The organism is Pelomonas sp. Root1444, assembly GCF_001426885.1.
GTDB lineage: Bacteria > Pseudomonadota > Gammaproteobacteria > Burkholderiales > Burkholderiaceae_C > Pelomonas.
On the sequence record NZ_LMFP01000003.1, the window covers coordinates 1 to 14,091 of the forward strand.

The following is a 14,091-nucleotide window of genomic DNA, read 5'->3' on the forward strand; positions in this document are numbered from 1 at the left end:
CGTGGACACAAGCATCCAGGTCCGGCTACCGGGCATCAAGGTGACTTGGGCGGACGCATACCGCCATACCACGTCGGGACTGCAAGATCGGCCAGATGACGCTGGAGGAGTGCGCCAAGGTCAGCCAAGTGGTGTGGGCCCGATTTGGAAACTTTTCCTAGGCAGCCCAGCCAAGTCACTCGGACATCAATCGCGCCGCGACTCCCCTGCCGTGTGCCGCCTCAAGTGCCGGCCGACGCCGACAGCCTGCGCCACCGAGAATGGAACTAGATACCGAACAACCGCTCGGTCTTCAGTCCCAGTTCGAAGGCGAGTCGCACAGCGGCTTTTGTGTTGATGTCCGCACGAGTCGCCGCCACATAGCCGTTTGCCACCTTCAGCGCGCGGTGGACCGACGACACCGCCTCAGCAATCTCCTGGGCATCTCGTCGAAGGGCAATCGTCATCCGCAGGACCTGCAGGCCCCGATCTGCTTCACGCAAGTGCACCTGCAGCTGCCTCTGCCATGGCTTGGAGCCCGGTACGGACTTGAGTACCGCCCGCACCAGATCGTCCAGGTCGCTGATCGCCTTCATCGCATCCGCCGTTGGCACAAGCGGCTTGTCAGCCAAGGCTTTCATCGCATCCATGATGGGGCGGCATTATCGCTACCGCGCCGTTTCCGACCTTGAACGGCGGTCACGGTCGGACAATGTGGCTGCTGCGCTCAACGACACGGCAACCTCATGCCGACTACAAGCTCGTTGCGAAGCTCGCTACGAACTAGCCCCGACCTGTTGAACGAGTGTGCGGAATACGCCCGTACCCGGGTCAGCCTCGTTCGCCGGCATGGCGGCATCCACTACCGACTCTTCATGCCACCGGACCCATTCAGTCGGATCGCAGCGGTGGTCGCGACGCCCAGTCCGCTTTTAGCCGGCTTGGTTGGCCGGCAACCAGGCGCACCGCACAGGACGGCACGATGTGTCGTGCTTGAGGAAGCCAGCCGGCTTTGCAACCGCGCGTAGGAACGCCGCACGGGTCTTGAGTTCCAGCTTGCGCATGCGCACGTCCTCAGCCATGCGTTGACGCAACGGTGAGATGGCCTCCTGGTCCTGCTCCTGTTGAAATGCGAGGCGAGTTGCCTCGCTGCTCAACTGTGGTAGGAGCGCTGGATCAATCGACTCTCACTGCCGCCGGAGCTGCTACCGCGCGAGCGGCTTAGTCCGCAGGCTGGTTGTCGCCATTGGCGTCGCATCCGGCTGCGGACAGCTTTGTGCCCAAAGCCGAAATTCACCGAGCTACAGCAACAGGCTGAGCTAATCATTCGCCGTATGTGTCCTACTCACACCCCTACTATGGCTGCAAGCTGCTAAGAACAATTCGGCTGGAGCGCTGCACGCCACGGTGTGCCCCGGTCGAGTCCAACGCTTCATAGCCTAATAGCTTCCATCCCTCTGTCTCCGTAATGTTCGCATTAAGACAGCCCATGAGAGCACCCAGGGCCTCCGCTTCTCGCAAGGTAATGTGCATCGTTGCAACTCGCTCCGCGGCGTCGTAAGTGAAGCGATGCAGCGTTGCAGAATCCCTGACGCATAGCTCAGCTTCATGCAAACGATCATCCAGTACGGCGGTGGCATTGCGTACCGCGGCCGAGGCCGAAGATGTAGCGAGCTGTGGTCCTACCGCTGGCTCGTTCGCTGCTAAGTCTTGGCTACGCCGGTAGGCCTCGACCTGCGGGATCAGCCACTTCGCGAACAGCCAGGCCGCAACGGCCAACACAATCAGCAGTGCCGCGAGCAATGCGCGCGACGGCCTCCTTGGCCGAAGTTCAAACCGAAGTTCAGCCGGCAACGGCATGGTCGCCCTCCTGAATCGGGATCGCTGAGAATCCGACCGTCCCTGTGGCTACCGATGCATTGAGATCCAGTCGGTACGCTTGCAGCTGCTCGGACACCCGCATGCGCTGTAGGGCCTGCGCCTGCCGTCCCTCGTCCACCAGCAATGTTGAGCACTTGACCACTTGCGCCCGCTTGTCGGTGTGCCAGGACGAAATCGACTCGTCATCAAAGCAAGCCACGCCATTCATTGAGCCAGCAGGCACGGAGGACCACCACGGACGAATGCTCACCAGGTCGATCCGATGCTTGTCTGCCACGGACATGAGACTCTCGGCAAAGCCCACCGGACTGCAGCACGCTATCCACGGCCGATGCGGAGACCACAGCGCCAAGCGAGCTTCCAACGATTGCCCGTTCTCGCTCGCCAATCGCGCAACGACGGCCTCCGCTTCCTCGATGGTTCGGACGCCAGGTACAGGTTCAACCCTGAGGAGACGGCACAAACTTCCGCCGAGCCAAATGCGCCAGGAAGTGCGTGCAGCGGTGCCCGCCCATTCATCCAAGAGGTCGCCCCATGCGCGATTAGCGAGTGACTGCACCACTGTTTCGGCACTACGACGGCGAATGGCAGCCACGCCCCCAGACAAATAGACGTCTATTCGGTCAGATCTGGCCAACCACACGAAAGATTTCCTCCAAAGTGGTTTGGCCGCGCCCAACATGGCTTACGGCCTGCGTTAAAAGGGGACGCGTGATCCCGGTCGAATCGACAGCGTCAAAAGCCATGCGCTTGAGTTCGCTCACCTCCGCGCCGGCAAGGATGCGGTCTCGCAACAGGTCGCCGATCTGATGAACCTCCGCCACCACAAAGCGCCCTCGATAACCCGTCCCATGGCAAGTCTCGCAGCCTTTCCCGCACGGCACTTCAGTCGGCAGGGATCCGAACTCCTGCTCATGTCGCTGCCACCAGCGCTCCTCCGCGACCGTTGGCCGCCGTCGGCTGCCGCAGTTGGCGCAGAGCCGGCGCATCAGGCGCTGCACAACCACGCCGTTCAGCGAGGACACGAAGCCGAACATGTCCAGCCTGAAGTGCCGGAAGCGACCGATGACGTCGAAGAGCGAGTTGGCATGCACGGTCGTGAAGACCAGATGCCCCGTCAGCGCCGATTGCACTGCGATCTCCGCGGTCTCGGCATCTCGAATCTCTCCAACCAAGATGCGGTCCGGGTCATGGCGCAGGATGCTGCGCAAGCCGCGGGCGAACGTCAGGCCCTTTTTTTCGTTGACCGGAATCTGCAACACGCCAGGCAATTCGTATTCCACCGGATCTTCGATGGTGATGATCTTTTCCTTGCCGGTGTTGATTTCGGACAGCGCCGCGTACACCGACGTTGTCTTTCCACTTCCTGTTGGCCCGGTCACCAACACCATGCCGTGCGGCAAGCTGGACAAGTGCCGAAGCCTGTCTCTGCTGTCGGGTTCGAAACCAAGCGCATCCAACGTGACCTCACGCCCGCTGGAACGCAGCGTCGATTTGTCCAGTAAGCGCAAAACAGCGTCTTCGCCGAAAACGCTGGGCATGATGGAAACACGCAAGTCCACTTCGTGGCCGTCAAATCCGAATCGGAACCTACCGTCTTGGGGAAGTCGGCGCTCCGTAATATCGAGTTGTGCAAGCACCTTGAGTCGCGAGATCACCTCTTCTGCTCGCGCCGCGCCGTCAAGCCGCTCGAACGCCGCCATGACGCCATCGAGGCGGTGCTTCACCCAGAGGCCTTGTCGGTCGCATTCAAAGTGGACATCACTCGCCCCAAGCTTCCAGGCTCCGACCAGTGCGCGGTCGACCAGTTGGACCACCGCAGGCACCACCTTGTCGGCCGAGGCTGCGCCCGTCGGTGCCTTTGAAGGCGGCGGATCCGGGCGACGCTGTCCCGCAGCAGCAACGCGCCACTCCGAAAGTTCTGCTCCGGTGGCAGCCACCGGCTCCAACTGCTGTCCTATCAAGCGCCCCACAGAATCGAAGAGCTCCGTGTCCCACGGATCAGCCATCGCCAGGAGCGGCACATCGCCCTGCAATAGCGCTGCGCCCACCGGGATCTCCGTCTCAACAACCAGCAGCGTTACCGGCCCCACGTCGGCCAGACAGCGCACGCCCGCATCGCGGGCGAGCAAGGAGCGCCAGGGCCAGTCCGGACGTCGCGAAAACAAGGCGTCGAGCACGGTGCCGGCAACATCCGAGCTCCTTACCGCGGCCAGTTCAGCCAGCACTTGAGACGGCGACACAGCAGTTGATAGCGTCTCGCGGTTCATCGGATGGATGCCGCGATATCAAAAACGGGCATGTATAGCAGGACCACCATGCCGCCCACCATCAGCGCCACACCCGTGAGAAGCACCGGTTCGACGAGGCGGGTGGCACGCTCCACAAAGGTCTCGAAAGTTTGCCGATGGCGCTCGGCAATGGCACGAAGTACGCGATCAAAATCACCGCCGCGCTCGCCAGCGCGCATCAACCGCTCGGCAACTGGATCCGCGAGCCCAGCAGACATGAAAGCTGTCGAGGCCAGCGACCCGTGCTCGATCCTTTGACGCGCCACATGAAGCCGCTCTTCGGTCAATGGGCTCTGAGCGATGCCAACACAAACATTCAGCGCTTCATGCAAGCTGTAGCCCCCTTGCACCAACAAGGCCAACGCCTCGAAAAGACGTGCCTTCTCAAAGTTGCCAACTTGACGACCGAGCCATGGCCACGCCTGCAGGAGCCATGTGCCGAACAGTCTCGGCCGGGGACCGGTTGAAACCCATGCAACGATCAGCGCCAAGGACACTGCGGCGCCAAGCACCTTTTCGGAGTGCGCGGTCAAGAGCCCGCTGAAGGAGATCAAGAGCCGCGTCGCAGTGCTAACGCCGGCACTTGCCTCCGCGTACAACGACGCCAAGCGCGGCACGACGACAAACAGCAGGAAGACGCCGATCAAGAGCCCCAGCCCGATGACCAACGCCGGATAGATAGCAGCACTGACCACCTTCCTGCGCAACGTCCCGACCAACTCGTCGAACCGCAGGAAAGCGTCAAGTGCGTGGGCCAGGTCGCTGGTTCTCTCGCTGGCTCGCACGGAGGCAATCAGAAGCGCCGGGAACCGACCAGAGTCGGCTAGCGCCGAGGAAAACGCCTTTCCTTCGCGGAGCCGGGCCAAGAGCTCTTCATAAACAGAGCTGGCCCCTGTTGCTGCCCCCAGCGCTTCCAGCGCTTCAACTACCGACAAGCCCGCCTGCAACAACGCCCGCAGTTCCCGGCACCAAAGCGCGACGTCCAAGCGCTGGCCGCCTCCAATGCGCTTGCGCCAGCCCCGCGCCGGGCGCAATGCCAGCACCGTCAGCCCTTCGCTCGCCAAATGCGTCCGCGCCTCGGCGTCGTCTTTGGCGCGAACGTGCGCTTCCCTGATCCCAGTTACTGCCGGGTCAAAGATGCGTGCAACGAAATCCATTGATGCCGTTTCAGTTAGTGATGTCGGCATCGTCGCCCGAGCCGCCCGACGTCTTGTCACGTCCCAGGCTCACGATGTCGAAATCCCGTCCACCACCGCCCGGCATCCGGTACTGGTATGGCGAACCCCAAGGATCGAGCGGGACGGCCCCTTTGAGGTAAGGCCCCCGCCAGCGCTCGGGCGTCGTTGAGGGCGAGACGAGCGCACGCAATCCTTGTTCTTTGCTCGGGTATTGCCCCATGTCCAATCGATAAGCCTCGACGGCCTTGTCCAGCGCAGCGATCTGCGCCCGGGCAGTGGTCACTTCCGAACGGCCAATCTGCCCCATCAGCCGCGGGCCGATGATGCCCGTCAGCAGGCCAATGATGAGAATGACGACCAACAACTCCAGTAGGGTGAAGCCGGAGCTGGGACGAGCGGGGTTAATGGGGCGGCTCATGGCAGCATCCTTGGCGTGAACATCCACTGCGACACATGGGTCGCCGCAGGTAAATCTACAAAATTCAAACGTTGCGGCACTCGGCGCCACGTCGGCCTCTCCGACCTGCTGTGCACGCCGACGATGCCGCCCTGGGCGTCCCGTATCACCTGCCAATCCGCCTGGCCCGTCATGGGGTCGGGGTACAGTTGCCGCAGGTGGTGCCGCGGGTTTCCAAACCTCGGGTCCAGCACCAGATCTTCCAACCTTGCCGGAAAACGCTTGTCCAGGCTGGGCGTGCTTGCTCGGTAGTCGGCCAGGGCCTTGGCCATCGCATCGCCAACACGCAGCAGCTGCTGTTCCTTCGCGCGTCCGACCTGCTCGGCCCACCGCTGGGCGACGACAGCGCCTGCACCTGCCAGCACAGTCAACATCATCAGCACGTACAGCAGCGCGAAGCCGGCGGTACTGGCAGGCATTGGCCGCGGCTGGCGTAGGTGCATATCACCAGTTCGCATAGAGCGTTCCGTCACTGGCCTGCCCCGCCGCCCCACTGTGGACGTCGTAGACACTGCCTCGCTCAGGCGCCCGCGGTGCCTGCACCTGCCAGGTGTCGCGCCGGTTCGTCACCGGATCGATCGGCACCTCGCGGAGATAGCGTTCACGAGCGAGTTCGTCCAGCTCGGCGGGATAACGTCCGCGGTCACCGTAGAACTTGTCGATGGCGTCTCTCAACGCAGTCAGGTTTTGCCGGAGCACGGTCTCACGGGAACGGTCCACATGTTGGGCATATCGAGGAGCAATGATGCCGAGCAGCAGCGCGACGACCGCCAAAACGACGATCAGCTCGATCACGGTGAAGCCACGCGCAGAAATCCGAAGAGTGCTCACCAGCCCATCACCATTTCTTGAGAAGCTCGCCATTCAGCCCCCTGCCGTCTGAACTGGACTGCACGTCGTAGACGTCTGCACCTGGCCGAGGTGCATCGGCGGGGCTCTCGTAGCTGCGCAAGCGCCAACTGGCCTCAGCCGCCACCTCGGCCGGCGCGAAAGGATCACGCGGTAGCCGCCGCAGAAAGTACTGCCGGGGCCCGCCGATCCCCGGCACACCGTCGACCAATGCCAGTAGGTTGGGTGGGTAACCCGACGCTCCAGGTGGGCGCGGAATGGCGCCCATGTCCACCGCTCGCTTGTAAGCGTCGATGGCCGCGCGGATCTGCCATAGGGCATCCCGCAATGCATCCTCGCGGCGGCGTTGCACTGTCACTTCCGCCATCGGCGCTACGCCCAGCGCCAATACAGAGAGGATGGCTAACACCACCATCAGCTCCACCAACGTGTAGCCGCGCCCGACGCCCTTGTGGCAGCTATCGCCATTACGGCGCTGCATCGCGATCATGGCAACACCTCGATGGCCACCGGCTCAGGCGGGAGCACCGTCGGCTGGTTGGTGTCGGCGCCAATCACGTTGAGCCGCGGCGCGCTCAAGTCAAGCCGCCCAGCTTTGGTGGCCACCAACGTCAGCTCCACGAGACCGCCGCGCCCTGTCATCAGCTTGCCCTCTGATCTCAGCAACCCGATGTCGATCTGGCCCGATCTCTCGTCCACGGCCGAACTGATGTTGACCGGTGCACCCTGCGCCTGCCAGAACCCGCCCGCCTTGGGCTGCATCAACCTCAGACGGCCGGGCCCTGAAATCAAACCGAAGTTCAGACCCTTGAGCGCTGCGGACACCTCGCCCATCAGCACTAGGTTGAACGGCTGGCCCACCCTCACCTGTTCCGGCGCCTGCCAGCGCAGCGAGACTTGGTTGGGTGGCAACTCGTCGGCCGCCGACCCCGTCGGCCCTTGGGCAGGCAAGTCAGCAGGCGGGGCCCCAGATGCCGTTTGCATGGCCGCGCCCGCCGCAGAAGCCGTCTTTCCAGGCCGAGGGTCCGGCACGCTTTCCGGTGCTACCCGTCCCCCCACCTGGCGCAGCCGCGTGTAAGCCTCAGTGCCCACCCACAACTCCGTCTCGCTCGGGTCCATCTGACGCAGGTTGCGCACGATGCGCGGCGTGATTGACAGCACTAATTCCGTCCGGCTGCCGTCATCCAACTGGCTGCCGAACAGCCGGCCCAGCAGCGGTATGTCACCCAAGCCAGGGAAGCGCGTGCCACTGCTCCGCTCTTCCTTGCTCAGCAGGCCAGCCAGTAGTTGAGTCTCGCCGTCTTTCAGCCGCAGGGCTGTGCTGGCATTGCGGGTGCTGATCTGGTAAGCCGTCGTGCCCGAGGCTGTTTTCAACTGGCTGGCCAGTGAGCTGACTTCCAAAGCCAGGCGGATCATGACCTCGTCGTTGGCATAGATCGTTGGTTCCAGGTCCAGCTTCAGACCGACATCGATGTAGCTCACGCTGTCACCGACGAAGCCCAACTGCCCCGTCGTCGTCGTCACGATGGGCACCTTGTCCCCGATCAGCACCTTGGCCTTTTCGCGGTTCTTCGCCCTCACCCGCGGGTTGGCCAGCACTTGTGAGTCATTCACCTCGCGACGCAGGTTCAACGTTGCACCGCCCAGCGAGACGCCCACGCGATTGCTGCCCACATCGCGCAGTTGGTCCAACGTCAACGACGCCCCCGAACCTGCGGGGAGGAGCGTCAGGCCGACGCTGGTCGGCAGCTTCAGCCCCAGTTCCGTCAGCCGGCTGGAGCGCACTTCGAGCACTTCCAGCTCCAGGAGCACCTCGGGTTCCTGCGTGTCGTAGAGCCCGATCAGGCGTTCAGCGAGAGCCATGGTTTCAGGTGACTCGCGCAAGGACAGCATGTTGCTGCGGTCGTCCACGAACGGGTCTTTCACCTTCAGCATCGACTTCAAGAAGGCTGCCGCCCCTTTGGCTTCGGCATTTGCAAGGTAGTACACCCGAATCACCTGCTCCTGGTATTCGTGCTGCTTCTCCGGCGTGTTCGGATAGATCAACACGGTGCGCTCGTCCAGCACCTTGCGCGCAAGTTGATGCGTGCTCACCAGCAGGTCCAGCGCGTCTTCCACCCGCACGTTCTTCAGGTAGACCGTTACGCGCAGGTCAGAACGGATATCCTTGTCCAACACGAAGTTCAGACCACTGTAGCGGCTCACCACGTCCAGCACCTGGCGAAGACCCGCGTCGCGGAAGTCAAGCGACACCGGCCGCTGCTCAGCCAGGCCCAGTTGGGCGGCCTTGAGCTGTACGTCGCGCTGTGCCATCAAGATCTGTCGGCGCAGCGCCAGGAGTCCATCGTGGCGCGGGTTGGTCTTGAGCGCCTCTTCCACTGTGCTCAAGGCCGCCGCCGTCTGGCTGCGCGCCAGCAGCGCCTCAGCGTCACCTTGGACCGCACGCAAACGGCGCTCGTTGCGCACGGCCAGCAACTGCTCAGCCACCCGTCCCGAACTGGGCTCCACCGCCAGCGCACGGTCCAGCAGGCGTTGCGCCTCGTCCAGTTGTCCTTGTACCCGCAGGCGCAAGGCCTCGGACAGCCACGAGTTCAGCGTGTCCGTGCGCAAGCGCAGGTAGTGGCTGCGTAACTGGGCATTCTCCGGCTCGCGCCGGAGACCTTGCTCTAGCGCGATGAGCGCCTCTTCGGACCGGCCCGCGGCCTGTAGGCGCTCGGCCTCCATCTGCACAGGGTGGGCGCAGCCAACCATCGCGAGAATCAGCGCCATCGCCAGCAAACACAACACAACAGCGCGTCCCGAAGCCCCGCTCCGCGCCTGGGCGACGGCATGCATCCCGCTCACATCAACCTTTCGTCTTGGTTCAGGCCAGATCGCGCATGCCTGCCGTCTAGGGCAGTGTGCCCGCCGCTGCGGCAGTTGGCATCGGCAACACCACGGGTTCAGAAGCCGCCGGGTGGCGCAAACGCAGCTCGCGCGGACCTATGGCCTCCACTTCGTAGCCGCTGCTCAGCACCAGCCCGGGCTTGGCTGCCAGCAACTGTCCCCCGTCGCTGAGGAACACACTCTTTTCATCTTCCGGGCTCGTGAAGCTGCCGGCGATGCGGGGTGATGCTGGGGGCAGCAATGCGGCAGCCATTGCCGCTGTAGCATTGGCCATCGCCGGGCCGTTGGGCAGCCTAATGCTCGGCTCACCGGCCGAGGCGGCGCGGGGGAAAAATGGATCGGCAAGGGCCGCCTCGCGCAACGTGGACGATTTGCCGGCGCGAACGCCCAAGGCTGGCACGCGAGGCACGGGCGGCGCAACCAGGGTTTCAGAAGCAGGTGATACCTCCACTGGTTCGGGCCACCACAGCGCCCAAGCGGTGGCAAACACGCTGGCGAACAAGGCCCAACCCAGCGGCGAGCGGAATCGGGGCGTGGAGGCCTGCGACCTGCTCACTTGGGATTGGCTCCAGGCGTGAATAAGAACTCGACACGCGCCAACACGCCTTGCACTGCGGGCGCATCACTCTCGATGCGAGTCAGGTCTAGAGACTTGAAGGCTAGGGCCTGCGGCCAAGTGGTCAGCATGCCCGCCATCCAGGCCTTCACTCCTGGGTAAGGGCCTTGGAGCTCGAATGACACGACGGTCGTGAAGCCGGCGCCGTCCGCCGCCTGGTGACTCGGAGCCATCATCAGCCGGCGTGTATTGACGCCCAGGCGAAGTTCGGCTTCCAGGGCGGTTTGGGCTAGGCGGTCGAATGGTCGCACGGCCGCCTCGCGCGCCTCTGGCGCCGTGATAAGGGCGGTACGTACATCAGGCTGCACCACTGAAGAGGAGCGAAAAGCTGAAGACGCAAGGCTGTCTGCTTTTCCGTCTTGAACCCGATTGACACGCCCCTGCGCGATGCCAATCTCAAGCCAGAAACATACCATACCTACAGCAAGAACAAGCGCGACCCCGATCAATGGTCTATCTATTCGGCAGAGTTGCCACCAAAACATTTGCGCCCCATTTCTGTCAATAGAAGCTCAAGCCTGAATTGCGCAATTCAGTTCATCATCCCCAGCCCTTCAATCGAGAAGGGCGCTGATTGTGACGAAAAATTCGCAAACAACAAGGCCCTAACCACATCCTCCGCCATATGGCCCATCAAGCCGATGAATTAAATATCTAAACACGATTAATAAGATTATCCAGATTGGTAGCCCCCTGTCAACAGCAAGTTGGCGCCGAATGCTGGTGCTTGAAGGTGGAAAATGTGACGCACGCGGTGGCGTTGGCAGCAATAGCAACTGCGTGAAAGCGACTGCAACGCCGTACAACCATTCAATGAAAAGCCAAATTGTTATGCCTGTTAGCCGCAACTCACGCTTCAAGCGGCGAAATTGCGAGCGGCATCTATCGTACCGTGTTTATGCAAAAAGTCCCGTCAACCGAAGCGACCACCAATGCGATAATAAAAAACGCCCTCATTCACAAACCGCACGAATACCAGAACGGAACTTTGTAGAATCCCCGCCAACTTTGAACACGGAGCATCGTTTTGCCTCGGGCATTATCCGATGGGCCAGTCGCGCATTGCCGCCACCGTATGAGCAAATCATCCATGCCTCGGCTTTTCCGATTGATTTTGGGAAATTCCAGTAATATTCATTTGCGCCTTTTGAAATTGGCGCCAGTATGACATTATCACTCCTTTCCTTATGAATCTTGCCTTCAATAATCTCAAGTCCCTTCAAAAACAGCACTGTTGAGTCATTGATAAGAGTCCATCCATCTACCATATCGGCAGCCTCATCAACTTGGCGGAACTGCGGACACTCCTGGCATAGCGCCATCTTTGGTAAGAATGCGATGCCAAGCATGGAAATGACAAAGGGAAGCCGACCGAGGCTGCGAGCCAGAGATAATTTGGTCATTTCTTCTTCTCCTCTTGTTTAGGAAACAGAATTACCCTGAAGTCTTTCGCATTGTTACTTTGCGTTGGATTTGTGAGGCTCACCTCACGAACGGTACGCTCTTGAACCTTCTCGCCTCGGTCCTTCATTGATTTCCACTGATCCACCATTTTTATACTTCCATTGGCTCGCGTAGGAACACTTAGCAGGCCAGCGTGCTGGCCGGTATCTTTGGACTCAAACTTCCCTTGCTCATTAAAATTCCCGATCGCAGTGCCCGGGGGGGTGTCTTTATCAACCTTCGACCCCGCCCTCCACTCACTGGTAGGAACATTTCCAACCGTCTTCTGTACTAGCACCACACATTGGGCTTCGCCAGCCCTGTTAAGAAAAAGATCATGGCCGACCAAGGAAGCAGGATTCTGAAATGCACGCGACTCATATACCTTTCCGTCAATCGTCTTCTCCTCCTCACCATCGGGATCGGTTCTGTTTAACGGATCATCGCTAACGTAGGTATACAAATTCATATCTACTTTGTACCCTACCGGATCCACTTGCAGAAACCGTCCAATTGTTGGACTATATATCCGCGCCTTGTAGTAGTACACCCCGAGTTCAGCTAAGTAGGTCTGCCCTGTGTACGCAAAGCGCCCCTGATTAACTGCGCTGGGCACACCGTAGGCGTCATAGGCGTTGACATAGAGCGTAGCGCCTGCGCTGTTCGTCGCGGAAATCACCGACCCCTGACGATCCCCATGCAGAAACTGTCGATTGCCGACACCTACGGCACTGCCGGCGTAACTGACCAGGGGCTGGTCAACCCCGTTGCCGGCGACGTACCGCTTGGCGATCGCCCCGTTCTGGTACTCTGCGATAAGCGTGCTGCCGCTGTAGACGAACTGCGTGGATTGACTGCCCGAAGTAAGCTTGTAAAGTCGACCCAGTGGATCATAGGCCAACGTGGCGTTATGGCCGCCGACGGCAGAAACCAAGCGGTTCTCGGCGTCATAACCGTAGGTGGTGTTGGCATCAGCAGTGAGGTTGCCGTTGGCGTCGTAGCTGAAGGCCCTGCCGCTGACAGAGGTATACTGGTTGAGGCCATTGGCGACATAGTTTCCCGTCGCGCTGCCTTTCTCGCGATACTGAAAATTGTCGTTGCTGTATGCCATCTGCTTGATTTGGCCAGCCGGGTTATACGATGCAGTTTCGTTGAAGGCATAATTGGCATCCGTCGGCGCAAGCCCGTTGAAGTAATTACGCGACCAGCTGTCATACTGAAACGTCGTCGTCGCAGATGCTGTGCCGCCCGTGTAAAGCGCGCTGACTCGGTCCTGGCTGTCAAATCCGATCTGAATCAACACCGGGCTGTCGGCAGTGGAGCCCTCCTTGATGAAATTCAGTTGGTCCAACCCATCATATTCATATCTGAATGGCGTCCCGTCTGCATGCGTGATGAGGACGCGATTGCCATTGAGGTCGTATTTGTGGGAAGCGGTATAGGTCGTTCCCCCGACGCTGGTGGCTTCACTGGCCAGTTGGCCAAAACCGTCGTAAACCGTTGCAATGCCAGAGCCGCTCGGGCCGCCAAAGTTGGTGTAGCGGGGATGGTCCTGCAGGTCATAGCCCATATAGACGTCGGTATCAACGGCGCTGTCCGGGACGTCCTTCAGTGTATTGCGATTGAGGGCGTCATAGGCGTAGTTGATGACCCGCATGTCTCGCTTGGTCAGCTTAGTTCGGTTACTGTTGTTGTCGTAGCTATATTGCTCGACATCGGTAGTACTAAACTGGCCCGGCGTGGTTTTGCTCGGGAAGTACATCTTGCTCACCCGACGCAAGCCGTCATAGTCCAGATGGGTGACGTTGCCGTTCGCGTCTTTCTGGTCTGTAAGCAACGAGAAGGTATTGGTGGCCGTGGCAGTGCCGCCATAAGTATTGGTGACGTAGTCCATTTGAAGACCCGGGACGTTATAAGCCCGAGTCTCGACGGTCATCTGGAAATACGTGTTATACGAAAAACGAGTGATCCGATCCGGCCCATCGCTGCCTTCGGCGCCTAAGGTGCAGGCGTCGGCCGGGAGGCCGCCGTAGATCGCAGGATTCATGCGCACCGTTTTGCAGATAACTTGATTCCAATCGTCGTAGCTGTACTGCACCAGCCCCACGGTTTGCCCGTCGGTTCCGACTTGGGATTCAGTGGCTTTGCGCCCAAGACTGTCGTAAGCGTAGACGGTTTTGCGGTTCGGCGTGAAGTTCGAACCCCAGTTCACGGGCGCAACGGTATCGTTTTGCCAAGTCGTCAGCACGCCTTCTTCGACCGACAACAGCACGCCGCGCGTGGGGTCGTAGGTATTACGAACGGCCGGCCAGGGGGCCAAGCCATTTGCTGAAGGCTTGATCACACCGATGACTTGCCGGTTGCTGTTATAGCGCGTGGCAGTCAAATAAGCCTGATATGTCTGGGCGGCCTGTGCCACTTCGTGCAGCAGAAGCGCCGGCAGTGCCAAACAAACAGCAGCAACGAGTTTGGAGAGGATCATGGACGATTTCATTGTGTAATCTCAATGCC

Annotated in this window: 14 protein-coding genes; all 14 read right to left on the reverse strand. The window is 60.7% G+C overall.

Annotated features, from left to right (window positions below; genetic code table 11):
- Positions 1–266: 266 nt before the first annotated feature.
- The 14 genes from ASD35_RS02860 to ASD35_RS02910 all read right to left on the reverse strand — a co-directional run bounded on the left by ASD35_RS02860 (position 267) and on the right by ASD35_RS02910 (position 14,062).
- Positions 267–629, reverse strand: a complete 363-nt coding sequence (locus ASD35_RS02860; RefSeq protein ID WP_056873418.1) for a hypothetical protein — start codon at positions 627–629, stop codon at positions 267–269.
- Between the two features lie 706 nt (positions 630–1,335).
- Positions 1,336–1,839 (reverse strand): hypothetical protein, encoded by a 504-nt coding sequence (locus ASD35_RS26935; protein WP_157275329.1) that lies wholly within the window; start codon positions 1,837–1,839, stop codon positions 1,336–1,338.
- Positions 1,823–2,143, reverse strand: a complete 321-nt coding sequence (locus ASD35_RS02865) for a hypothetical protein (protein WP_157275330.1) — start codon at positions 2,141–2,143, stop codon at positions 1,823–1,825. Before ASD35_RS02865 ends, ASD35_RS26935 begins: the two co-directional genes overlap by 17 nt.
- Positions 2,144–2,483: 340 nt before the next feature.
- Positions 2,484–4,130, reverse strand: a complete 1,647-nt coding sequence (locus tag ASD35_RS02870) for a GspE/PulE family protein (RefSeq protein ID WP_082579855.1) — start codon at positions 4,128–4,130, stop codon at positions 2,484–2,486.
- Positions 4,127–5,308 (reverse strand): type II secretion system F family protein, encoded by a 1,182-nt coding sequence (locus ASD35_RS02875; RefSeq protein ID WP_056873421.1) that lies wholly within the window; start codon positions 5,306–5,308, stop codon positions 4,127–4,129. Before ASD35_RS02875 ends, ASD35_RS02870 begins: the two co-directional genes overlap by 4 nt.
- Before the next feature lie 10 nt (positions 5,309–5,318).
- A complete protein-coding gene (gene gspG, locus ASD35_RS02880; protein ID WP_056873422.1) occupies positions 5,319–5,747 on the reverse strand; it encodes a type II secretion system major pseudopilin GspG in 429 nt (142 codons plus the stop codon).
- Positions 5,744–6,205, reverse strand: coding sequence for a type II secretion system protein (locus ASD35_RS02885; protein ID WP_157275331.1), 462 nt, complete (start codon positions 6,203–6,205; stop codon positions 5,744–5,746). The genes gspG and ASD35_RS02885 overlap by 4 nt, the downstream gene beginning before the upstream one ends.
- A gap of 25 nt (positions 6,206–6,230) precedes the next feature.
- Positions 6,231–6,650 (reverse strand): prepilin-type N-terminal cleavage/methylation domain-containing protein, encoded by a 420-nt coding sequence (locus ASD35_RS02890; protein ID WP_056873424.1) that lies wholly within the window; start codon positions 6,648–6,650, stop codon positions 6,231–6,233.
- Positions 6,625–7,125, reverse strand: coding sequence for a type II secretion system protein (locus tag ASD35_RS02895; protein WP_235538216.1), 501 nt, complete (start codon positions 7,123–7,125; stop codon positions 6,625–6,627). The genes ASD35_RS02890 and ASD35_RS02895 overlap by 26 nt, the downstream gene beginning before the upstream one ends.
- Positions 7,122–9,470, reverse strand: coding sequence for a hypothetical protein (locus ASD35_RS02900; RefSeq protein ID WP_056873425.1), 2,349 nt, complete (start codon positions 9,468–9,470; stop codon positions 7,122–7,124). The genes ASD35_RS02895 and ASD35_RS02900 overlap by 4 nt, the downstream gene beginning before the upstream one ends.
- A 55-nt stretch (positions 9,471–9,525) precedes the next feature.
- Entirely contained in the window at positions 9,526–10,023 is a 498-nt protein-coding gene (locus ASD35_RS26940) for a hypothetical protein (protein ID WP_157275332.1), read from the reverse strand.
- Positions 10,024–10,073: 50 nt separating this feature from the next.
- Complete coding sequence (locus ASD35_RS26945) at positions 10,074–10,586, reverse strand: hypothetical protein (protein ID WP_157275333.1); 513 nt, start codon at positions 10,584–10,586, stop codon at positions 10,074–10,076.
- A gap of 504 nt (positions 10,587–11,090) precedes the next feature.
- Entirely contained in the window at positions 11,091–11,540 is a 450-nt protein-coding gene (locus tag ASD35_RS26950; RefSeq protein ID WP_157275334.1) for an STY0301 family protein, read from the reverse strand.
- The gene (locus ASD35_RS02910; protein WP_056873427.1) at positions 11,537–14,062 is read right to left on the reverse strand and encodes a BPSL0067 family protein; all 2,526 of its coding nucleotides are present in this window, start codon (positions 14,060–14,062) and stop codon (positions 11,537–11,539) included. The genes ASD35_RS26950 and ASD35_RS02910 overlap by 4 nt, the downstream gene beginning before the upstream one ends.
- Between the last annotated feature and the right edge of the window lie 29 nt (positions 14,063–14,091).